General features: G+C 50.6%; 23 protein-coding genes. 7 read left to right on the top strand and 16 right to left on the bottom strand.

What is annotated here, in order from left to right:
* Nucleotides 1–18: 18 nt before the first annotated feature.
* The 4 genes from pspA to dusA form a co-directional block, all read right to left on the bottom strand.
* Nucleotides 19–690 (bottom strand): phage shock protein PspA, encoded by a 672-nt coding sequence (pspA, locus tag CCY32_RS08395; protein ID WP_088330179.1) that lies wholly within the window; start codon nt 688–690, stop codon nt 19–21.
* Between the two features lie 415 nt (nt 691–1,105).
* The gene (locus CCY32_RS17195) at nt 1,106–1,246 is read right to left on the bottom strand and encodes a hypothetical protein (RefSeq protein ID WP_168171463.1); all 141 of its coding nucleotides are present in this window, start codon (nt 1,244–1,246) and stop codon (nt 1,106–1,108) included.
* Nucleotides 1,247–1,250: 4 nt separating this feature from the next.
* Nucleotides 1,251–1,535, bottom strand: a complete 285-nt coding sequence (locus tag CCY32_RS08400) for a hypothetical protein (RefSeq protein WP_088330180.1) — start codon at nt 1,533–1,535, stop codon at nt 1,251–1,253.
* A 190-nt stretch (nt 1,536–1,725) separates the two neighbouring features.
* Nucleotides 1,726–2,748 carry a tRNA dihydrouridine(20/20a) synthase DusA gene (gene dusA / locus CCY32_RS08405; protein WP_281492508.1) on the bottom strand — a complete coding sequence of 341 codons (1,023 nt, stop codon included), beginning with the start codon at nt 2,746–2,748 and terminating at the stop codon, nt 1,726–1,728.
* A gap of 166 nt (nt 2,749–2,914) precedes the next feature.
* Here dusA and CCY32_RS08410 point away from each other — a divergent pair, with 166 nt between their 5' ends.
* The 7 genes from CCY32_RS08410 (at nt 2,915) to CCY32_RS08440 (ending at nt 10,873) form a co-directional block, all read left to right on the top strand.
* Nucleotides 2,915–3,352 (top strand): transcriptional repressor, encoded by a 438-nt coding sequence (locus tag CCY32_RS08410; RefSeq protein ID WP_088330181.1) that lies wholly within the window; start codon nt 2,915–2,917, stop codon nt 3,350–3,352.
* A 19-nt stretch (nt 3,353–3,371) separates the two neighbouring features.
* Nucleotides 3,372–3,839, top strand: a complete 468-nt coding sequence (locus CCY32_RS08415) for a chemotaxis protein CheX (RefSeq protein WP_088330420.1) — start codon at nt 3,372–3,374, stop codon at nt 3,837–3,839.
* Between the two features lie 84 nt (nt 3,840–3,923).
* A complete protein-coding gene (locus tag CCY32_RS08420) occupies nt 3,924–5,846 on the top strand; it encodes a sensor domain-containing diguanylate cyclase (RefSeq protein ID WP_088330182.1) in 1,923 nt (640 codons plus the stop codon).
* Between the two features lie 89 nt (nt 5,847–5,935).
* Complete coding sequence (locus tag CCY32_RS08425) at nt 5,936–6,994, top strand: OmpA family protein (RefSeq protein ID WP_088330183.1); 1,059 nt, start codon at nt 5,936–5,938, stop codon at nt 6,992–6,994.
* Nucleotides 6,995–7,196: 202 nt separating this feature from the next.
* Nucleotides 7,197–8,828 carry a CTP synthase gene (locus CCY32_RS08430; RefSeq protein ID WP_088330184.1) on the top strand — a complete coding sequence of 544 codons (1,632 nt, stop codon included), beginning with the start codon at nt 7,197–7,199 and terminating at the stop codon, nt 8,826–8,828.
* A 75-nt stretch (nt 8,829–8,903) separates the two neighbouring features.
* Nucleotides 8,904–10,199 (top strand): phosphopyruvate hydratase, encoded by a 1,296-nt coding sequence (gene eno / locus CCY32_RS08435; RefSeq protein ID WP_088330185.1) that lies wholly within the window; start codon nt 8,904–8,906, stop codon nt 10,197–10,199.
* A 35-nt stretch (nt 10,200–10,234) separates the two neighbouring features.
* Complete coding sequence (locus tag CCY32_RS08440) at nt 10,235–10,873, top strand: hypothetical protein (protein WP_088330186.1); 639 nt, start codon at nt 10,235–10,237, stop codon at nt 10,871–10,873.
* A 31-nt stretch (nt 10,874–10,904) separates the two neighbouring features.
* Here CCY32_RS08440 and flhB read toward each other — a convergent pair whose 3' ends face one another.
* The 12 genes from flhB to fliH all read right to left on the bottom strand — a co-directional run bounded on the left by flhB (nt 10,905) and on the right by fliH (nt 21,252).
* Entirely contained in the window at nt 10,905–12,038 is a 1,134-nt protein-coding gene (gene flhB, locus CCY32_RS08445; RefSeq protein WP_088330187.1) for a flagellar biosynthesis protein FlhB, read from the bottom strand.
* Between the two features lie 22 nt (nt 12,039–12,060).
* The gene (gene fliR, locus CCY32_RS08450; protein ID WP_088330188.1) at nt 12,061–12,843 is read right to left on the bottom strand and encodes a flagellar biosynthetic protein FliR; all 783 of its coding nucleotides are present in this window, start codon (nt 12,841–12,843) and stop codon (nt 12,061–12,063) included.
* Nucleotides 12,844–12,877: 34 nt separating this feature from the next.
* Nucleotides 12,878–13,147: a flagellar biosynthesis protein FliQ gene (gene fliQ, locus CCY32_RS08455; RefSeq protein ID WP_088330189.1), complete on the bottom strand. Its 270-nt coding sequence runs from the start codon at nt 13,145–13,147 to the stop codon at nt 12,878–12,880.
* 3 nt (nt 13,148–13,150) lie between these two features.
* A complete protein-coding gene (fliP, locus tag CCY32_RS08460; protein ID WP_088330190.1) occupies nt 13,151–13,903 on the bottom strand; it encodes a flagellar type III secretion system pore protein FliP in 753 nt (250 codons plus the stop codon).
* Entirely contained in the window at nt 13,896–14,306 is a 411-nt protein-coding gene (fliO, locus tag CCY32_RS08465; RefSeq protein WP_088330191.1) for a flagellar biosynthetic protein FliO, read from the bottom strand. Before fliO ends, fliP begins: the two co-directional genes overlap by 8 nt.
* 4 nt (nt 14,307–14,310) lie before the next feature.
* The gene (gene fliN / locus CCY32_RS08470; protein ID WP_088330192.1) at nt 14,311–14,757 is read right to left on the bottom strand and encodes a flagellar motor switch protein FliN; all 447 of its coding nucleotides are present in this window, start codon (nt 14,755–14,757) and stop codon (nt 14,311–14,313) included.
* Nucleotides 14,758–14,801: 44 nt separating this feature from the next.
* On the bottom strand, nt 14,802–15,860 hold the full coding sequence (gene fliM, locus CCY32_RS08475) for a flagellar motor switch protein FliM (protein ID WP_088330193.1): 1,059 nt from the start codon (nt 15,858–15,860) through the stop codon (nt 14,802–14,804).
* Between the two features lie 9 nt (nt 15,861–15,869).
* Entirely contained in the window at nt 15,870–16,403 is a 534-nt protein-coding gene (gene fliL, locus CCY32_RS08480; RefSeq protein ID WP_088330194.1) for a flagellar basal body-associated protein FliL, read from the bottom strand.
* A 68-nt stretch (nt 16,404–16,471) separates the two neighbouring features.
* The gene (locus CCY32_RS08485) at nt 16,472–18,433 is read right to left on the bottom strand and encodes a flagellar hook-length control protein FliK (protein WP_088330195.1); all 1,962 of its coding nucleotides are present in this window, start codon (nt 18,431–18,433) and stop codon (nt 16,472–16,474) included.
* Between the two features lie 249 nt (nt 18,434–18,682).
* Entirely contained in the window at nt 18,683–19,123 is a 441-nt protein-coding gene (gene fliJ / locus CCY32_RS08490) for a flagellar export protein FliJ (protein ID WP_088330196.1), read from the bottom strand.
* Nucleotides 19,113–20,450: a flagellar protein export ATPase FliI gene (gene fliI, locus CCY32_RS08495; protein ID WP_088330197.1), complete on the bottom strand. Its 1,338-nt coding sequence runs from the start codon at nt 20,448–20,450 to the stop codon at nt 19,113–19,115. Before fliI ends, fliJ begins: the two co-directional genes overlap by 11 nt.
* Before the next feature lie 7 nt (nt 20,451–20,457).
* A complete protein-coding gene (fliH, locus tag CCY32_RS08500; RefSeq protein ID WP_088330198.1) occupies nt 20,458–21,252 on the bottom strand; it encodes a flagellar assembly protein FliH in 795 nt (264 codons plus the stop codon).
* Nucleotides 21,253–21,282 lie beyond the last annotated feature (30 nt).

Below are 21,282 nucleotides of genomic sequence, written 5' to 3' on the forward strand. Positions count from 1 at the left end.
ACTCCTGTGGCCGCCCGCTTAGGCGGCCTTTGTATTGGCTTTGCGCTTCAATGCATTGACTGCATCATCCAGATATTGCTCACGCTCCATCTTGTCAAACTCGGATTCCAGTGACTCGCTCTTGCCGACGACGTCATACGCTTCAAGCTTGGCTTCCAGTTCATCGATGCGATACTCATAGTGCTCGAATCGACCAATCACCTGCTGAATCTTGTGCTCATCGGCAGAATGTTTAGCCCGTAACCGCGTAACCGCACTTTGTTGGCGACTTTCAAGGGCTTTCTGACGTCCCCTTGCATCCTTGAGTTTCTCCTGCAAACGCTGAATATCGGATTGCAACCCTTGCAATGACGACTCAATCTGGTGCATCTCATCCTGAAACTGTTCGATTTGCTTTTCGCAGTGAAATTTTTGTTCCAGTGCTGAACGCGCAAGTTCTTCCTTCTGTTTACTCATTGCCAGCTCAGCTTTTGACTGCCAGTCAGCGCCTTGTTTCTCGCATCCCTCGATACGACGCTGTAGCCCCTTTTTACTGGCAAGGTGCTGTGCCGTGACGGTTCTTAACTCCACCAAAGCCTCTTCCATTTCCTGTACGATCAGGCGTATTACTTTCTCAGGCTCCTCAGCCTTATCCAGGATGGCATTCAGGTTGGCCTGTACGATGTCGCTGATTCTTGAAAACATACCCATTGTTTTTCTCCAATGCTCATTTTGTGTTGTCTGTCGTTTATCAATTAACGATGGTCACACTAGAGATATCAACTCCTGTGCCAACTCTAACAAAATCATATCCCATTGTTTTTATTTACTTTTTATTCATTTTCTTGGTGAGCGACTCAATAGGGATATGATATTCTTTGTAATTTTGGTGAATTACGCCATCTAAGTAGTCAAATTCGCCAAATTCAAAAAAGGATAAAAAACGTGCCATGCTGCCCCGGTTTTTGGTGTCAATTGCAGCGCGGTATGATGAACCTGATCCGACGACACTGAGTTGCAGGTGACGATGAAAACGATGCAGAAGATGGAAAACTGAAGGGCTTGGAACAATTAACAGAGAATAGGATTACGTGAAGGTAAAGGAATAAAAAACGGTTTCAAACCTTTATTTGACGGGTCTGAAACCGTTATTGCAGGCAGGTGTTCTGGTGATGACCTTCTCAATCAGAGTGATGATCACCGCACCCGCCAGATAGGCCACTACGGGGAGCAGCAGCAAGCTGATCAGATTAAGCTGATCCAACATGCTGTTACTCAGCCTGCTTTTTGGTAGCGTCATCCTGCTGTTCTTTTTGTGCAGGTTTTGCTGCCATATCGGTGATGGTTACCGATGCACCTGGCGTATTGAATACAGAATAGGTGGTGCTGGCTACCGCTTGCTGTACATTTTGTCTGACTTCTTTCTGCGTCACACTGACCGCAGTACTGACCACATGGCCGACAAATTCCTGCAAAGAAATTTCTTTAGCCTGCACATTGGTGCTCATGGCTGTGGCGGCAAAAACGGCTGATGCAATAGTAAGTTTGGTTAACATGTTGTTCTCCTTGGGTTGATAACTAAGTCGCAGAAACTATTGCGATAGTTGTGCCAGGATCACAAAAAAGTTTTATCCCATTGTTTTATAAGTGTTTTCAATACTATTCATGGGTTGGCCCACTCAGCAGGAAGATTGAACACTCACAGGATTTAGTCATATTAACCAGATTATTAGTGAATTTAGCCACCTACTCTTGTGGTTGTGTTTTCCCCAATCGTTGCTGCATCTGTTCGTAGGCATCCAAAAGAAGCTGCCCGGATACGGCATGACGAGCTTGTTCACTCAGGTGTCGGCGCCAGATGCGACCTCCTGGTTGTCCCTGAAATAAACCGAGCATATGTCTGGCCACATGCCAGGGTCTGGCTCCCTGAGCGACCTCACGATCAATATAAGCAACCATGGCCCTGATAACATCAAAGCGGCTGGCAATATCATGGTTGTCAGCGTAGAAACGCGCATCCACCTCGGCCAGAAGATAGGGATTGGTATAAGCCTCCCGACCGATCATGACACCATCCTGGTGCTTCAGATGGTGCTCGGCTTGTTCAAGGGTTTTCACGCCCCCATTAATGCTGATATGCAGGTGCGGAAATTCCTGTTTAAGCTGATATACCCTGTCATACATTAACGGCGGGATTTCACGGTTTTCTTTTGGACTCAGTCCCTTTAACCAGGCTTTGCGGGCATGAATAATAAAAGTATCACAGCCGGCCTCAGCAACCTGTCGCACAAAATCGGTCAGGTGCTGATATTCATCCATATCATCTACGCCAATCCGTGATTTAACCGTGACCGGGATCTTTACTGCACTCACCATCTCCATGACACATTCAGCAACGGTCCCCGGTTCCGCCATCAAACACGCACCAAAGCGACCGTTTTGCACTCGGTCTGATGGGCATCCTACATTGATATTGACTTCGTCATAGCCTCTTGCCTCTGCCCGCAACGCGCACTCTGCCATTGCCTTAGGATCAGAGCCTCCCAGCTGCAATGCCAGAGGGTGTTCTTCTTCATTAAAAGCAAGATAATCTCCCTTGCCAAAGAGAATGGCACCGGTGGTCACCATTTCTGTATAAAGCAGCACATGGTGACTGATTCGGCGCATAAAATAACGAAAGTGGCGATCTGTCCAATCGAGCATGGGTGCGACGGATATCTTACGGTCAAATGGACTAAGCTCTTTGGAATGCGCTTGGGCTTGAGGCAACGTCTTCTCCACTTCAAAGCAAACATGAGGCAATAAACCCTGCATTGTACCAAATTGCGTCGTCTGCATAATCCGTAATCGCAAATTTACTGCACAGAGTGAATCCCTTTCTCACACCGGTTGGTGTGCTAAACTAGCTTCAGGAGCAGGTTAATTATTATAAAAAATGAAGTCAGAACAATTAGTTGAAAAAGCCAGACGGTATTGTGAGAGCAAAGGTGCACGATTCACCCAGTTACGAGAAAAAATTTATGCCATCTTAATCAATAAAGCGGGCGCAACCGGTGCGTACGAACTGCTGGATACACTAAAGGAAACCGAAAACTCAGCCAAACCCGCTACCGTTTACCGCACACTGGATTTTTTACTGGAGTTTGGGTTGGTGCACAGACTCGAATCGAACAATGCCTTTATTGCATGCCATCATTTTGGCTGCAGCCATCCGGTACAGTTTCTGATCTGTGATAGCTGCGGCGAAGTAAAAGAAATTCAATCTGAAGGTCTCAAAGAAACACTCGATGCTCAGGCTCATGCCTTCGGGTTTAAAGTCTCAACCCAAACCATTGAGGCCCATGGCCAATGTGCGCAATGTCAGCAACATTAATTATGGATATGTACAGATTATGAATGTGGAATTTATCAATCCTTTTATCACGTCGTTGGTAAATGTTCTCGCCACCATGGCGCAAACGGAATTAACTGTGGGCAAACCTAAGAAAAAAAGCGACGAGGTGGCGCGTGGCGATGTGTCGGGTTTAATCGGTATGGTCGGCCCTCAGATCAAGGGGTCCTTTTCGATAACCTTCGATGCGCCCCTTGCTCTGGAAATCATGCATAGGATGCTCGGGGAGAAGCCCGCTAAAATTGACGCAGACGTGACCGATATGGTGGGCGAAATAACCAATATGGTCACCGGGGGCGCCAAAAATGAGCTGGCAGGAAAGGGCTATGAGTTTGAAATGGCAACGCCCATGGTGGTTTCAGGCAAACAGCATACGATTACCCATAAGGTCGATGGCCCTAAAATTATTCTGCCATTTAGCAGCGATGCCGGGTCGGCTTACCTTGAAATCTGTTTTGATAAACTCTGAAGTCAGCAAAGGCATGCTTAGGCTAGCGACCTCATCTTGTTGTAATGATCGTCGCGACTAAATAGCTTGAAAAGGACTGTAGGTTTGACGTCGACCTCACTCAATAAACTGATTCAGCGTAGTTACCTCAGATCGGTTCTGGTACCACTGCTGATTGTGGAGTCGGCTCTGGTGGGAATGTATTTCACCGTGGTGTTCCTGATCACCGATCAGCAAATGGCACTGGCATTAAAACAAGCCACTGAAAACCTTAAAACCATCACCCAGCAACAGGCCAAGCAACTGGATCTGAATATCCAGGAAGTGAGCCGCAATGCCTCCCAGCTTCAGCAGCAGTTTAACTATCTTTTTCAAACGCGCCCTCATGCTAACGAGGTGGACGTTGATGAGGGCTACAGGTTTCATGACAATGGTGCGCTGTATCGTCCCCAGCCCACAAATGGCAGTGCGTTTTATTACTCAACGCTACACGGGTTGGACCAGCAAAGCCTGATTCGGGCGAAATGGTCCGAGCAGATGGAGCCCTTACTTAAAGGCATCACCGATACCAATCCGATTATTGCACAGAGTTATTTCAATAGCTGGGATTCCATGGTGAGGTTATATCCGCCAGTTGATAATCTGCCCGAACTGTTTGGCGCGGTCATGGATATTCGCCAGCAACCTTTTTACTATCTGGCAGACGCCCAACACAATCCGCAAAGAACGTCCGTTTGGACGCAGGCGTATTTTGATCCACTTGGCATGGGTTGGATCATCACTGCCATGGCCCCGGTGTATTCTGCACAACGATTGGAGGGGGTGGCCGGTATTGATGTATCCATTGCAGAGCTTGCCGTACAGGTAATTGAGTCTGAACTTCCATGGCAGGCAAGCAGTTTGTTGCTGGACAAGCAGGGCAACATCCTGGCCATTGATCCAGACATTAATGCGACATTAGGCGTAGAGGTGGTTGCCGGGCAGGAATTTGCTGGTCTGATGCAAAAAAGCGTTGAGCGAAAAAGTGAATTCGACCTCCTGTCATTCAGATCCGATCCAATTAAACAGTTTTTTAGCGGATTTCTCAGCCAAAATCAGACATTGCAGGCACTGGACATCGACAACAAACGTTACCTGGTACTGGGGGCTTCCGTTCCCAGCACGCAATGGCATGTTATTGCCATGGTTGACGAGTCGAACCTTTACAGTGAAGCATTAACCACAGAAGCGAAAACTATACGCATAGGCTTTTTAGCGATTGGCGCCCTGGCGTTGTTTTATATGCTCTTTATTTACTTTGCCAAACGTCGTTCAAGAACCCTGTCCAAAAAAATTGCGGAACCTATCCAGGCCCTATCCAGACTCACCTCGGATATCGAGGCCAACAATGAGTTTCAGCCTGTGGCAACGGGCATCAATGAACTCGACCAGTTGCAGGAAAATTTTAAGGTCATGACCACTCAGCTTAATGAACGCCAGCAACATTTACTGGAATCAAAGCTTGAGGGACGAGTGCAACAGGAACGCGCTAATCTGATGAAACAGCTCAGTGAAACAGACAGCCTCACTTCCCTCTCAAATCGGCGTAAACTGGACGACATTCTGGCCAGTGAAATAGGCAGGGCCAGTCGCTATGACACGCCACTGAGTATCATTCTTGCCGACATCGATCATTTTAAGCGCGTTAACGACAAGCATGGACACCTCAAAGGTGATGAAGTCATTAGCCGGGTGGCGCAGCTGCTCAAACACCATACCCGAGAAACAGATACCGTAGGCCGCTGGGGAGGGGAGGAGTTTCTGCTGATCTGTCCGGGAATCGAACAACAGTCTGCAACTGAACTGGCAGAAAAGATTCGCGAAATGATCGCAGCGGAAAAACAAAATGGTGATATTGCGGTGACGGCCAGCTTTGGTGTCAGTCAGTACCGGCAACAGGACACGGTTGATTCATTAGTTTCACGGGCTGATAAAGCCCTGTATAATTCGAAACAGTCTGGCCGCAATCAGGTCAGCGCAGCTCAGTAGGAATGCGGTGTTGCCTTGACCTAACCTTTAAGCTGCAACACATACACAACAAAGATTTTGAACACTATCACTGAAAAAGGGACTGCTTCATGCAAAAAATTACATTAGCTCTGGCAATGTCACTAAGCTTCGGCGCTTCAGCCGCGGAAAATAACCAACATGATCAATGGCTGGGTGGCTTTATTGAGCAATATTATAATGACAGCGGCTATCCGAGCACCGCGAACCCGTTTGATGACGGTCAGGGCATGGGCATCGAATATGGCATGCGCATCAATCCCCGCTGGGCAGCAAGGTTCGAGTGGTCGTCTCTGGATATGGATTATGAAAATACCAGCAACGAAGTATCCGGCGATCGTTATGGTGTCGATGCGCTGTATTTTATGGACAGTGCCAACACCTATCTCTTCGCCGGCATAAAAAAAATGGACATTGCCGACCGCTACAGCCCGGTTAATATCGGGATTGGCCGTCACTGGCACCTCAACGAAAACTGGAAGCTGGTAACTGAATTTGCGGCTTATCACGCGTTTAGTGATGATATTACCGACTACGGATTCAAGCTTGGTCTGGCATACAAATTTGGTGAGCCATCGGGCTCGTCCTATCAACAGACTGAAGCCCAGCCACAGAGCAATTACACGGCTGCGACCACCACGGCACCGACACCAACACCCACGGACTCCGATAATGACGGCGTTTTTGATGACAAGGATGAGTGTGCCAATACGCCAGCAGAAGATAAAGTGGATTCCAAAGGCTGCAGTATCTTTACCGAAGAAATGGTAGAGGCCTCGTTGGACATCCTGTTTGCCAATAACAGCTATCAGGTGAGCAATCCCGATAGTCAGTATATTGCAGACTTTGCAGAGTTTCTGAAACGCTTCCCCGACACCCAGGCGGTGATTGAAGGTCATACGTCACTGGTAGGCGATGCCGCGTACAATCAGCAGTTGTCTGAGCAGCGGGCACAGGCCGTACGTGATGTGCTGATTAGCCGCTATGGCATCAGCGCTGAACGCCTTAAAGCAGTAGGCTATGGTGAAACACGTCCCCTTGACGATGCCAACACCGCTGAAGCGCACAGAAAGAATCGTCGCATTCATACCAAAGTAACGGCAACGAAGAAGGTTAAAGTCACCAAGTAAGTTTGCCTTTCCCGTTGCTGCACTGGTAACGGTTAGCCCCGCTGTCGACCAATAATTGATTGAGCGACAGCGGGTTGTTCGGTATACTATTTTCCCGTCCTGATATGAAGGTGTCCGGGTCTTTTCTGAGTGTTAATCTACACTTGCAAATAGGCACTGTCCGGAGTCCTGTTTCTGTTCAACCCTACTTCTTAGGTTTCAAATGACAAACTATATTTTCGTGACGGGTGGTGTGGTGTCATCACTGGGTAAAGGTATTGCCGCAGCCTCTCTGGCCGCCATTCTTGAGGCCAGGGGTCTGAATGTCACCATGCTCAAACTTGATCCCTATATCAATGTCGATCCAGGCACCATGAGCCCGATCCAGCATGGGGAAGTGTTTGTTACCGATGATGGCGCGGAAACCGACCTCGACCTGGGCCATTACGAACGTTTTATCCGCACCCGCATGAGCAGTCGCAATAACTTCACCACCGGCCGCGTGTATGAAGAAGTGCTGCGCAGAGAGCGTCGCGGTGACTATCTGGGGGCTACGATTCAGGTTATTCCCCATATCACCAATGAAATTAAACGCCGTATTATCGAAGGGGCCGAAGGAGCCGATGTCGCCATCGTCGAGATTGGCGGCACAGTGGGTGACATCGAGTCCCAACCCTTTATTGAAGCGATCCGCCAGTTGGGCACAGAAATTGGCCGTGAACGCGCCCTGTACATGCACCTCACCTTAGTGCCGTTTCTGGCAGCCTCCGGTGAAGTCAAAACCAAACCCACCCAGCACTCGGTTAAAGAATTGCGTTCGGTGGGAATTCAGCCCGATATTCTGGTGTGTCGCTCAGAAGCACCACTACCTTCAAACGAACGCTCCAAAATTGCCCTGTTCACCAATGTTAATGATAAAGCGGTTATCGCCCTGCGTGATGTCGACAGTATTTATCGCATACCGGCCATGCTCAAGTCGCAGGGGCTTGATGAGCTGGTCATTAACCGCTTTGGTCTGGAATGCCCTGAGGCCGATTTGTCCGAATGGGAGCAGGTGCTGTATGCCGAGTCCAACCCCAATGGCGAAGTCACCATTGGTATGATTGGTAAGTACGTGGCACTGCCTGATGCGTATAAATCGGTGAATGAGGCGCTCAAACATGCCGGACTCAAAAATCGCCTGACCGTCAATATCAAATATATTGATTCACAGGACATCGAAACCAAGGGCACTGAATTGCTCGCGGATCTGGATGCGATTCTGGTACCTGGCGGCTTTGGTGAGCGAGGTGTTGAGGGCAAGATTATGGCCGTGCAGTATGCCCGTGAAAACAAGGTTCCCTTTCTGGGCATTTGTCTGGGTATGCAGGTGGCCGTGATTGAGTATGCACGCAATGTTGCCGGTATGGAAAACGCCAACAGTACCGAATTTGATGCTAACAGTCCCTTCCCTGTCGTTGGCCTGATTACAGAATGGCAAGATGCCGATGGCAGCGTCGAAACCCGCTCTGAGGCGTCGGATTTGGGCGGAACAATGCGATTAGGCAGCCAGTTATGCCACCTGATCAAAGGCAGTAAAGTGCATCAGATGTATGGCAGTGAAAGCATCTATGAACGTCACAGACACAGATACGAAGTGAATAATAACCTGCGCCCGAAAATAGAAGCCGCAGGCTTGAAAGTAACGGGTTTATCGACCGATAAACGGCTGGTGGAGATTGTTGAAATCGAAGACCATCCCTGGTTTGTAGCGGGTCAGTTTCACCCTGAGTTTAACTCTACACCTCGTGACGGCCACCCCTTATTTGAGGGTTTTGTGCATGCCGCGGGACACTATCACAAAAACAATAATTGATTGCGCCATTGGCGCCTGCAACTAAGAATAACGCCCTGATTAACAGGGCCTTTGCATTTCAGAGGCAACAACAAGATGTCAAACATTGTTAACGTAATCGGCCGCGAGATCATGGACTCACGTGGTAATCCAACTGTCGAAGCAGACGTGTACCTTGAAAGTGGCGCATGGGGACGTGCCTGCGCACCTTCAGGCGCCAGCACCGGCTCCCGCGAAGCACTGGAACTCAGAGACGCCGATCCGGCTCGCTATCTGGGTAAAGGTGTACTCAACGCCGTGGCAGCAGTCAATGAGCAGATCAAGCCAGCCTTATTAGGACAAGATGCGCAGCAACAACAGCAGCTGGATCGCATCATGCTTGAGCTGGACGGTACAGAGAATAAGGAAAAACTGGGGGCCAACGCCATTCTGGCCGTATCCCTTGCGGCTGCCAAAGCCGCAGCCAATGACAAAAACATTCCTTTGTATCAGCATATTGCCGATTTGAACGGTACGCCGGGCCAATACAGTATGCCCGTCCCCATGATGAATATTCTCAACGGTGGTGAGCATGCCGACAACAATGTCGACATTCAGGAGTTTATGGTTCAGCCTGTTGGCGCCAAGAGCTTCCGTGAAGCCCTGCGTATGGGTGCTGAAATATTTCATCACCTGAAAAAAGTCCTCAATAGCAAAGGGCTGAATACCGCCGTGGGCGATGAGGGTGGCTTTGCACCGAATTTGAAGTCCAATGAAGAAGCCTTGTCTGTGATCATTGAGGCCGTGGAAAAAGCCGGCTATCAAATGGATAAAGATGTCACGCTGGCGCTGGATTGTGCCGCCTCTGAATTCTATCAGGATGGTAAATACGACCTCAAAGGCGAAGGAAAAGTCTTTGATTCAGAAGGCTTCGGAGATTATCTGGCCGATCTCAGCAACCGCTACCCTATCCTCTCGATTGAAGACGGATTGGATGAGAGTGACTGGGATGGCTGGGCCAGTTTGACGAAGAAGATTGGTGACAAGGTCCAGCTTGTGGGTGATGACCTGTTCGTCACCAATACCAAGATTTTAAAGCGCGGCATCGACAACGGGATCGCAAACTCGATCCTGATTAAATTCAATCAGATCGGTTCATTGACTGAAACGCTGGAAGCCATTCGCATGGCCAAAGATGCGGGCTATACCGCGGTTATCTCCCACCGTAGCGGAGAAACCGAGGATGCCACCATCGCCGACCTCGCGGTGGGTACTGCGGCAGGACAAATCAAGACCGGCTCCTTGTGCCGCTCTGATCGGGTCGCCAAGTATAATCAGCTGTTGCGTATCGAAGAGCAACTGGCTGAACGAGCGACCTATGCCGGTCGCCGGGAAATTAAAGGTCAGGCCTGATTGATGGCCAGGGGGCCAATACGGCCCCCTCACTTATGCAGCAGAACCAATCGGACATTTTTCGCCAGGACAGTCAGCAACTGTACTATGCAGAGCTGTGCAACGCTTTGTATGAACGAGAGCTGCCATTGCTGGCTGGTATCGCCAATGAGTCGGTGTTAAGGCGTCGTCTGAAAGGCATCAGTTATCATATCAAACGCGCTGCGCAGGAAATGCTCAAACATCAGGGCCCCCTGCAGATCGATATCCACAATGCCAGTTGGCAAAGCAAACAAGCATCCCGTCCTCCCAAACACGCCGAGCCCACTAAAACGCAGCAATGGTTTACACAGTCTGCCAGTTTGGGCATGCCCGTTCCGGTGCAGTGTGAACACCTTGGCATCCTTCATCTGGAACTGGACAGTATAGACAGGCTCGATGCGGAGCAGCATCGCCTGCATCTGAATAAACACGGTTGGTTCAGTGTTAACGGCGAGCTTTTGCAAAACAATCAAAATGGCTGGGTATACCAACTGGGGTTACCGACCCGCAGTACTATGGCAGCAGCATGCTGTGGCCATGTCTGGAAACATGATAAACGCACGCAGCCACGTACCCTCAGCCTGCGTGAATTATTGTTATCCAACCAGATAAACTGGAAGAGTTTTAAAAAGCCCCTGAAGATGACGGGCTAGTATCACCAGCCTCTGGTGTCAGCCGGTCTATTTAGTAGCGCAGTTCTGGTGGAATCGGTAAGTTTTTCGCTACCGGCTTAGGCCGCTTGCCACGCCCCTTGCGCCAGTTTTTCAACTGATAGACATAAGCCAATACCTGGGCCACTGCCATAAATAGTTTTTCCGGAATTTCATGCTCTGCTTCCGTGGTAAAGTAAATGGCCCGCGCCAGCATCGGTGACTCGACAATCGGCACCTCATGGGCATTGGCAATTTTACGGATATGCATGGCCAGTTCGTCGCCACCTTTGGCGACCAGTATCGGCGCGCGGGTGCCGTGCTGATCATATTTGAGTGCCACAGAGAAGTGCGTCGGGTTGGTAACCACAACATCGGCTTTGGGTACCTCCTGCATCATACGCCGGGCAGCGGCCTGAAACTGAAGCTTGCGGATGCGACTTTTAACTTCTGGGTTACCCTCAGAGTTTTTGCGCTCATCCTTAACCTCCTGTTGGGTCATTTTCATCTCTTCATTATGCTTATAGCTCTGATACGGCACATCAAAGGCCGCGATAGGGATGAGGGAGCAACAGATAATCAGGAATGCCCATCCGAGCAGATCCAGGGCATGCATAATATTACGCGGATACAGTTCCATATCCAGATGCAGGGCTTCATTAGAGAAAAAGCTCAGGGCCAGGTAGGTGCTGACCGCCACGATGACAAACTTGGCCAGTGCTTTTAGCAGCTCAACCAGGCCATTGATACCAAACATGCGCTTAAGACCGCTGATGGGATTGAGTTTACTGCCCTTAGGTGCCGCACCCTGCCAGGTGAAATTATATCCCCCAAGCGCGATGCTGCCGTAAATGCCGGCTGCGGTAACCATCACCATGTAAAGGGCGATGGGGCCAACTATTTCATCGAGCATATTGCCCATGGCCTGGAACATATGATTGGGATCATAGGTTTCATCTCTGGATAACGTAAACATTCGCTCAGTCATTCTGTACATCACTGAAGCGATGGCTTTTCCGAGTAAGATTAAGGCTCCGGCGCTGGCAATCAGTACCAGCGTCGTGGACAGCTCGCGGGAGCGCGCAATCTGCCCCTTCTTGGCAGACTGCTGTTTCTTTTTCGCCGTGGGTTCTTCTGTTTTTTCCTGACCTGCTTCGTTTTCAGCCATCTGTCAATGCTCCGTCGATTGTCTACGCAGGGCAAATGCGTAAAAGCTGGCACATAAACAAAGTTGCACGCTCCCACTGCATTTCAAAGTGATGGGTGAAGTTGTCCATGGTCAGCCAGATAATGATCAGCCCGGCAATCTGGGCGATAGCAAAACCGATGGTGAACACATTTAATTGTGGCGCAGCCTTAGTCATCACTCCAAATGCCAGGTTAATAATCAGCAGGGAAACGATTGGCGCCAATGAGAGTGTCAGCGCCGCCACAAACATCCACCCACCCCAATGGGCCAGTGCTTTAAACTGCTCAGGCTGAAACCAGGCCTCGCCAATGGGAAAGGCTTCAAAGCTCATGACAATCATGCGGATCATGGTTAAGTGGCCGTCCATTGCCCAGAACAACAGGGTTGCCAGAATCAGATAAAACTGGCCCACCGCAGGCACGTTGATGCCATTGACCGGGTCGACAATTGAAGCAAAGCCAAGGCCGGTCTGCATGGCCACGATCTGGCCTGCAATGACAAAGGTGTTAAGCACCAGAGTAGACAGAAATCCGATAGCGATACCTATGATAAGTTGCTGAATCACCAACACCCAGGTACCAACGGAGACCATTTCATCTACCGGCACCGGCGGCACAAGAGGCATTATGACCAGCGTCAGAAACAATGTAAGCAGGGCGCGCACAGGCGGTGGAACCGTCTTGGCACTGATGCCTACCATGGCAGCAAATAATCCGGCAATACGCATAAAGGGCAGCAGCAAATCTGCCAGATACTGCGTCACGGTGCTCGCCATTATCTCCATAGCAACGGATCCTGTTGGCTAAACTGGTGCATAGCTAGCCCACCACCTCAGGAATTCGGGAGACAATGGTAAAGGTAAAGTCCATGATCTGGCTGACCAGCCAGTGCCCGCCCCAGGTCAGTGCCAGTAAGGTAACAATCAACCTGGGCAGAAAGTTGATGGTTTGTTCGTTGATTGAAGTGGCAGCCTGAAAAACCGATACAATCAGGCCCACCACCAGACTCGGCAGGATAATGACCGAGACCAGGATGATCACCATCTGCAGGGCTTCTCTTAAAATTTCAACGAAGACTTCTGGTGACATGGACTAGACCCCCATCCCGAAACTGGACGCCAGCGTGCCAAAAATGAGGTTCCAGCCATCGACCAGCACAAACAACATCAACTTAAAGGGCAACGCCACAATCATCGGCGAGAGCATCATCATCCCCATCGCCATCAGTACCGAAGCCACCACCAGATCAATAATCAGAAAAGGCAGGAAAAGCATAAAGCCAATCTGGAAAGCCGTCTTAAGTTCACTGGTAACAAAGGCCGGGATCAGCACGTTCATGGGCACTTCCTGAGGATCCTGAAACTGACCTTCATAGCCCCCTATTTCGACGAAGGTTTCCAGATCCTTGACCCGGGTTTGCGAGAGCATAAAGGCGCGCATCGGCTGTTTCGCCCGCTCATAGGCCTCCACTGACGTAATGTCTTCGTTCAGATAGGGCTGCAGCGCCATTTCATTAATCTGCTCAAACACCGGCGCCATAATAAACATACTTAGAAATAAGCTGACACCGATGAGAATCTGGTTTGACGGGGATTGCTGCAATCCAATTGCCTGACGCAAAATCGACAGCACCACAATAATGCGGGTGAAAGAGGTCATCATCATGATAAACGCCGGGATCAGGCTCAAGGCCGTCATGATCGCCAGCGTTTGCAACGTCATGGTGTAATCCTGACTGCCATCAGGATTAGTCGTGACCGTCAGCGCTTTGACACCCGGATTAGCCCAGGCCCAATCAGGCAACAGCAACAATACCGCCAGAAGCAGCCATAAAATCTTATTCATCAGCCGCTCCCGGAGTTTTCTTGTTGCCCTGCATAAACTGACTGAGCTTGTTCTTGAACTGCTCACCGCTTGAGCTGTTTACCTCTATGGGTGTCTGAAGGCGGGCAAGATGGTTAATGTTCTGACTGGTCACCCCAAGCAGAAATTGCTCCTCGCCCACTTCGACCACCATGATCCGTTCTTTAGTGCCCACGGACATTGAGCCAATGAGTTTAAACTGTGCACTGCCGCTGTGAGTGACATTAAACCGTCGCATCAGGTAGCCCAACATGAACACCAGGGCCACTACCAGGGCTAATGACAGTAAAATTGACACATAGTCAGCAGGACTGCTTAACGGAATATTGTCGGCGGAAACAGGAAGGGAAAATCCGGCCAAGCTGCAAAGCAGCAGCTTAGCCATTGATTTAGCGGAGTTTTTTGATCCTTTCGATTTGACTAATAACATCTGTAAGGCGAATACCAAATTTATCGTTGACGACTACTACTTCTCCATGAGCAATCAACGTGCCATTTACCAACACATCCAGTGGTTCGCCGGCAACCCGGTCAAGTTCCACCACGGAGCCCTGGTTCAATTGCAATAAATTTCGGATACTGATGTTACTGCGTCCCACCTCCATAGAGATGGTGACGGGTATGTCGAGAATGGTATCCAGCTTACGCTTTTCTTCACCACTGATCTCAGGCTTGTCTTCTAATTCGTCAAGCTCTGCTACCTGAACATTATCCCGTTCATCGTCGCTAGCAGGGGCGTCGCTGTCACCGCCTTCTTCGGATTCTGCCTGTTCGGCCATGGCAGCCGCCCAGTCATCCATTTCGTCATCTTTTTTGTCATCATCTTCGGTGCTCATACGCTACCTCATCTCTTTCAGTCACACCCGCATAGCGGGGCATATTACAAATCATCTTCCAGGCTTGCCAGTTCAGCATCGCTGTCTAGACGTCGACCATTTTTCGTTAATAACTGCAGTTCTGATTTCACAGACGTAGGACGGGGAATCTTCTCCGTGATCTTCAGCGCCACATTGTCCCGTGAACGTCCCATCTTTGTGCGGAAGGTAGGTAAGTCTTCCACATACATAACCACATGCTCGGGCATTTCTATGGGGATAACGTCGCCGGCCTTCATATCCATGATCTGTTGCAGACTAAGTTCCAGGTCCAACAGACTGGCAGATATTTCCACCTGCACATCCATAATTTCATCCCGTAACGCCTTACTCCAGCGCAGGTCAGTGTCTTCCTTGTCGCTCTGTACCCCGGCATCCAGTAATTCACGTATGGGCTCCAACATGGAATATGGCAGGGCAACGTGAAAATCACCGCCGCCACCATCAAGTTCAATATGGAAAGAACTGATCACGATCACTTCTGTGGGACTAATGATATTGGCCATGGCGGGGTTCACTTCTGAGTCCAGATACTCAAAAGACACGTCCATGACCGGCGACCAGGCTTCTTTATAATCCTCAAATACCAGTTTCAGTAACATCTGGATAATGCGTCGTTCTGTGGGCGTAAATTCACGCCCTTCAATTTTGGCATGGTAGCGTCCGTCACCACCGAAGAAATTATCCACCAGTATAAAGACCAGTCTTGCTTCCATGGTAATCAGTCCGGTCCCCTTGAGCGGACGGAAACGCACCATGTTGAGACTGGTCGGAACAAACAAGGTATGCACGTACTCACCGAATTTGATCATCTGGATGCCATTTATTGACACCTCAGCACTGCGGCGCATCATGTTGAACAAACTCACCCGCATATGACGGGCAAAGCGCTCATTGACAATTTCCAGTGTCGGCATACGACCGCGGACAATGCGATCCTGTGAAGAGAAATCATATTCGAGTGCCGAGCCGCTGGACTCTGACGACTCAACATCTTCCTCTTCTACATCATCGACACCGTGTAACAGCGCATCAATTTCGTCTTGTGATAGTAGATCGCTCACATCAAATTCCTATTGCATAACAAAACCGGTGAATAACACCTGCGATACCACTTCCCTGCCGGTAATTTCTTTCATTGCCGCTTTCACTTCCTTCACAGCCTGCTCTCTGATCGCCGCCTTACCTGCTTCTGTGACCAGATCATCGGCATTGGCAGAGCTGAATACCTTAAGTAACGTGCCTTCAATCATGGGAATATGCATCTTGGCCGTTTCTTCGTTATCGGGCCCGCGTACCAGTAACTGAACCTTTATCTCTACAATCCGATCCCTTCCTGAACCAGGCACATTGAACACAAAAGGACGTGGCATGGCCACATACAGCGCCGTTCCCATCTGCGCTGTTGATGCCGCAGGTGCACCGCTGTTGCTGTCTGATGAGGACGCCGTACTGCTCATAGGCTGCTCCTCAGTAGCGGCCTCGTCACCGCCCATAAACATCCAGGCTCCCACACCGCCACCAATCAGCACCAGCGCCACAACGATGATCAGAATCAGCTTCTTCTTACTGCCACCGTCTTCCAGTTCAAGTTCTTTTTCAGCCATGTTTCTCTCAGTTCAGTTACACCTTGCTACCATTATCCGCAAGGGCTCACCGTTAAAGCAAACTTCTTTTACACAAAGTAGTCAATTCCACCTAAAGCACCATTGGCGAGGCGAATTTCCTGCCCCTGCTGAGCGCCTGCCTGCTCCGTCAGTTCATCTTCGGTGTTGGCTAAACGCCCCTTCCCTTGTTGCTGGGCATCACCTTCAGCGCCACCTTTGTTCTGCTGCTCAACGGAAGACTGGCCTAATTCAATTCCCCGCTCTGCTAACATGTCTCTGAGGCGCGGAACAGCTTGATCGAGCATGTCCCGGGCCTGTTGTGACTGCACCACAAAACTGACACTGGCCTGTTCACCGTTCATGCTGATTCGAATTTGCATGCTGCCTAAATCCGGCGGGTCCAAACGGATATCTGCACTCATGTTACCCTGATTTACCAGCATCCTGACCCGTTCGGCCAGTTGTCCCGCCGCTTCAGGCCGGGCGATGTTCACCGCCCGTTCCATTACCGTATTGGCGGTAGTCTTGGCAGACTCCGTAGCCGCCTGAATATCCGCTCCAGCGACTCGCTCTGCGGCGGCCGACACCGCAAAAGGTGTATTCACCTCACTGCGGGTTGCAGATGCTGAGGCAGGCATGCTTTCCGCCAATTGTTTCACGGCCTGCATCATTTGCTGTTGTTCAGGCTGCACGGTCGTTTCGGTGCTCATTGCCCGGCTCACCAAAGACTGTAAATCGAGTCCCGGCTCTCTGCCCTGCTGACGCTGCTGCTTAAACTCTTCAATTCCGGCTTTGAGGTTGTCGATAAAGCGATTAACCACGACAGCATCACCGTCTTTGACGGGTAATTGTTCAGCCAGTTTCTGCAAGGTCTTGTCTAATTCTGGCTCAGGCAAACGGGCTAGCTGCTCCAGTGTCATGCTTGTTTTAAGGGTATCTTTGGGTTCATTACCTGTTTTAGGCTTGTCCACCATCGGTGCCACATTACTTGCCGGCAATGAAGATGATGCGGTGAGCTCCTCGGTCACCTTTATCGCGCTTTGCTCCGCCAAAGGCCTCAACTGCGCCGGTTTGGATTCATGCTCGAGCACATCTAACAGTTTGCGGGCTTTACTGGCAGCGGAATCTGAAGATCCTTCCTTCCCGGATTGCAGCACCTGATTCTGCGCGGCAGCCAGCCGTGCGTCACCATCGACAGGCTTACCCGCCATGGATTTTTCATTGGCCAGCAACAGGGCCAGCACCTGCGCGCCCAACTCATCAGCGGCCTGCTCTTGCCCCTGAGACTGATTCAGTAAAGCCTGCAATTCATTCAGCTTGTCCTCACTGATAGCGTGTTGCTGAACCTTTTCGGCATCCAGCCCCCACTTTTCCAGCAATGCTTTATGTTGGTCACTTAAGGTTTGCGAGGAGGTATCTGTCAGCGAACTGTGTTCCGCTTTACCTTCTGTCGTCTCAGCACTGTCTGACTGGGATTGGCTCACCAGCTTATGCACCAGCTCCAACCATTGCTGAGCCTGTTGTTCTTCATTCTCAGCGGTTTCCCCTTTGTCCGCTGCTGTCTCAGTGTGTTGGACAAGCGGTTCTTTGGCGGCGTTTTCTTCTGATACCTGACGATCCTCAGACGGCTTTTTCACCGTATCATCGGCCTTTGCCACAGGTTCCGTCTTTTCCCGAGCATAGTCTTCAGACCGCTTATCGGTCGGGCGATGTTCGTCACCTGATGTCTTTTGCGAACGTTTAGTACCAGCCGCCTCGTTCTCATGCCGGGGCTCTGATGCGCCCTCAGCTTGCTTTTTATCCTGGACATGGTGGGCTGACGGGCGCTCTGTATTGTTTTCCTGCGTTTTCCTGCGCTGACGCTGCTCTGACTGATGACGATGAGCTTGTTCTGCAGCCGAATAGTCATCCCGCTGCTGCTGCAAATGGCGCGAAAATCCGTCCTGTGACTCTGGTTTGATCTCCACCTTGGCCACATCAATGGAACTGGCGGCAATTTCAGGACGGGATACGGCAATATGTTGCATCATGGGCCTATTCGCTCTGTTAATCGTTACTTGCTGATTTACTCAGCCACCGGGTCTGCGTACGTGCAATCCTGCGCTGGTAAAGCCTTTCACACCGCCAGTCAGCGTATCTGATGAACCGCTCTGACTGGCTTTGCCAATGAAGATTGCAAATAGTGTTCCAGTGTTATTAGCCAATACCAATTTTGTCTTTGAGTCACCATTCACACGCATGTAAAAGGCGGGGGACTTAGCACGGAGGAATGAGAAAGATTAAGCCTGTTTGCGTACAAAGCGCTGGGTAGCAATCTCATCCAGCATGGCCTGCTCTTGGCGGGCTTCGCGCTGCAACTGTAGCTGCTGTTTTTTGTCGATCAGCATCTCCACCGCTTTTCTTTTCTGTTGCTGCTTTAACCACAGCCCTTTTCGCTGCTCGGCGGCGGCTCTGGCCTGCGCCAGTACCCGGGTTTGCTGTGTGCAGGCACTGTCTAGCTTGTCAATAAAGGCCTGATGCTGACCGAAGGACATGGCACCCAAGCCCTTGTTGGCACGCTGTTGCAATTGACGCAGATAGTCCAGCCGGTAACTTTGCAGTCCGGTCAGTTTGCGCTGATTGTCCTGAACGTTTTTTTGCGCCAGATAATAGTCCTGAGCAAGCTTATCCTCTTTACTGCGCTCCCACTGTGCCACCTGTTCAAGCTGCTTAGTTGACATCGCCTAACCCCTGCGCCAACTGTGTCATATTCTCGAGACTCTCATCATAAGGTAAAATCTGCTTCATACCTTGCTGCAAAAATTTATTGATCACCGGCTCGGCCTTAATCGCCAGATCGATACGCGGATCGGTACCCTGGGTATAAGCGCCAATACTGATCAGGTCACGGTTCTGTTGATAGGTTGAGTAGACCTGACGGATGCGTCTTGCAGAGGCTTCATGTTCTGCACTGACGACCATCGGCATCACCCGGCTGATAGAGGCTTCTATATCCACTGCCGGATAGTGCCCACTGTCCGCCAGGCGTCGCGATAACACCACATGGCCATCAAGAATTGCCCTGGCAGAATCGGCCACCGGGTCCTGCAAATCATCGCCTTCAGTCAGTACAGTAAAAAAGGCCGTGATCGCCCCCTGGTTGCCGCTTCCATTGCCAGCCCGCTCCACCAATGCCGGCAGACGGGCAAACACTGAAGGGGGATAACCTTTGGTTGCCGGTGGTTCCCCCACCGCCAGCGCGATTTCACGCTGTGCCATGGCATAACGGGTAAGCGAGTCCACCAGCAACAGCACATTCATACCCTGATCTCGGAAGTATTCGGCAATGGCTATGGCGGTTTCACACCCCTTCAGGCGCATCAGCGGAGAGGTGTCAGCCGGCGCCGCCACGACTACGGATTTCTTGCGTTCTTCTTCGCCGAGGATGTCCTGAATAAATTCTTTGACCTCCCGGCCACGTTCACCCACCAGTCCTACCACGACCACATCCGCAGAAGTGCCTCGGGTCATCATCCCCAACAATACGCTTTTACCCACACCAGAGCCGGCAAACAACCCCATTCGCTGCCCCACACCCACTGTAATCAGCGAGTTGATTGCCCGCACGCCAACATCCAGAGCCTGCTTAATGGGCCTGCGCAACAGCGGATTAATAGGCGGTCGAGACAGTGGAATGCGCTTTTCAGGCACAATGGCGCCAAGGCCATCTAACGGATTGCCATTGCCATCCACCACGCGGCCTAACAGATCCATTCCCACAGGAATGCCAGGTTCACGATCAAGAGGCTGCACTCTTGAACCCGGCACAATACCCCGCACCGCTTCGGTGGGCATGAGGTAGGTCACCGATTCGGCAAAACCGACAACTTCTGCTTCGATTTCGCCATCCACCGTCTGCACCAGACACTGGCTGCCCACCGGCATCTGACAGCCTACAGCCTCCAGTGTCAGGCCTATACCCCGGACCAGCTTTCCTGCTGCCACGGCATGTGCCTGGGGCACCTGGGTCTGGTATTTACGGACTCTTTCGAGCAATGAAGCGGTCATAGGAGAATTAATCCTGCTCGGGCCTGCCGGAAGACAAGCCCTGTTCGAGTAAAAATGTGTCCAATACCTGGCGTACCCGCCTTTCTACCGATAAGTCCACGGCGTTATTCTGGGTAACAATGTCACAACCACCGCGGGTCATGTCCGGGGTTTCAATTAATTGCCAGTTATGCGACTCAATGTCCGTGGCAGAAAAATGCTCACGAATCAGCTGAACATCTTCCGGGTGTAAATGGATTTGGTAGCCTTTCTCCTGAATAGGCAGCACTTTGAGTCCCTCGCTGAGGGCCTGTAAAATCACTTTGTCATTGGTTTGTACTTCTGTGCGAATCACCGCTCTGGCCAGAGATACCGCCAACTGAACCAGTTCTTTCTCCAGCTCGTCGTCCACTTTTGCCACTGGCTCAACGAGCTGCTGAATCAGGCTTTGCCACTCAGCAAGTTGTTTGTCCACCTGCTCCCTGGCAGCTTCCAACCCCTCAGCCTTGCCTTCTTCAAGGCCCTTTTCGGTACCCTCAGCCAGACCTTTTTCCTGTCCTTCCTGATAGCCTTTTTCGAAGCCTTCCTTTTGTCCCAGCTCAAAGCCCTCTTGCCAGGCATTGTGGCGAATCTCTTCGATTTCTTTGGCCGTCGGTGGCAGCACCTCCTCATCTTCCTCGGGAGGTTCATATTTCCAGTCGCTGGTACGGTTTAAAGCGTTCGTTCTGTCAGGCTCTATCTCACTCTCGTCTTCTACAAACGGCAGTTCCCAGGAGCGCACCTGTTCTTTTTGTTTTGCCACCGCGTCTTTATCAGCCGTCATACCACCTGAAACCTCAAAGCCGTTGCGCGA

The organism is Lacimicrobium sp. SS2-24 (genome assembly GCF_002201535.1).
In the GTDB taxonomy this organism is placed as follows: domain Bacteria; phylum Pseudomonadota; class Gammaproteobacteria; order Enterobacterales; family Alteromonadaceae; genus Lacimicrobium.

Coding starts and splice junctions, on each gene's coding strand:
- CCY32_RS08415 (WP_088330420.1), top strand. CDS start 3,372: ATGAATGTGGAATTTATCAATCCTTTTATCACGTCGTTGGTAAATGTT.
- fliR (WP_088330188.1), bottom strand. CDS start 12,843: ATGGAGATAATGGCGAGCACCGTGACGCAGTATCTGGCAGATTTGCTG.
- CCY32_RS17195 (WP_168171463.1), bottom strand. CDS start 1,246: ATGTTGGATCAGCTTAATCTGATCAGCTTGCTGCTGCTCCCCGTAGTG.
- fliP (WP_088330190.1), bottom strand. CDS start 13,903: ATGAATAAGATTTTATGGCTGCTTCTGGCGGTATTGTTGCTGTTGCCT.
- fliQ (WP_088330189.1), bottom strand. CDS start 13,147: ATGTCACCAGAAGTCTTCGTTGAAATTTTAAGAGAAGCCCTGCAGATG.
- fliN (WP_088330192.1), bottom strand. CDS start 14,757: ATGAGCACCGAAGATGATGACAAAAAAGATGACGAAATGGATGACTGG.
- flhB (WP_088330187.1), bottom strand. CDS start 12,038: ATGGCTGAAAACGAAGCAGGTCAGGAAAAAACAGAAGAACCCACGGCG.
- CCY32_RS08425 (WP_088330183.1), top strand. CDS start 5,936: ATGCAAAAAATTACATTAGCTCTGGCAATGTCACTAAGCTTCGGCGCT.
- CCY32_RS08400 (WP_088330180.1), bottom strand. CDS start 1,535: ATGTTAACCAAACTTACTATTGCATCAGCCGTTTTTGCCGCCACAGCC.
- eno (WP_088330185.1), top strand. CDS start 8,904: ATGTCAAACATTGTTAACGTAATCGGCCGCGAGATCATGGACTCACGT.
- CCY32_RS08430 (WP_088330184.1), top strand. CDS start 7,197: ATGACAAACTATATTTTCGTGACGGGTGGTGTGGTGTCATCACTGGGT.
- pspA (WP_088330179.1), bottom strand. CDS start 690: ATGGGTATGTTTTCAAGAATCAGCGACATCGTACAGGCCAACCTGAAT.
- fliJ (WP_088330196.1), bottom strand. CDS start 19,123: ATGTCAACTAAGCAGCTTGAACAGGTGGCACAGTGGGAGCGCAGTAAA.
- fliL (WP_088330194.1), bottom strand. CDS start 16,403: ATGGCTGAAAAAGAACTTGAACTGGAAGACGGTGGCAGTAAGAAGAAG.
- CCY32_RS08440 (WP_088330186.1), top strand. CDS start 10,235: ATGCAGCAGAACCAATCGGACATTTTTCGCCAGGACAGTCAGCAACTG.
- fliI (WP_088330197.1), bottom strand. CDS start 20,450: ATGACCGCTTCATTGCTCGAAAGAGTCCGTAAATACCAGACCCAGGTG.
- CCY32_RS08410 (WP_088330181.1), top strand. CDS start 2,915: ATGAAGTCAGAACAATTAGTTGAAAAAGCCAGACGGTATTGTGAGAGC.
- fliO (WP_088330191.1), bottom strand. CDS start 14,306: ATGGCTAAGCTGCTGCTTTGCAGCTTGGCCGGATTTTCCCTTCCTGTT.
- fliH (WP_088330198.1), bottom strand. CDS start 21,252: ATGACGGCTGATAAAGACGCGGTGGCAAAACAAAAAGAACAGGTGCGC.
- CCY32_RS08485 (WP_088330195.1), bottom strand. CDS start 18,433: ATGATGCAACATATTGCCGTATCCCGTCCTGAAATTGCCGCCAGTTCC.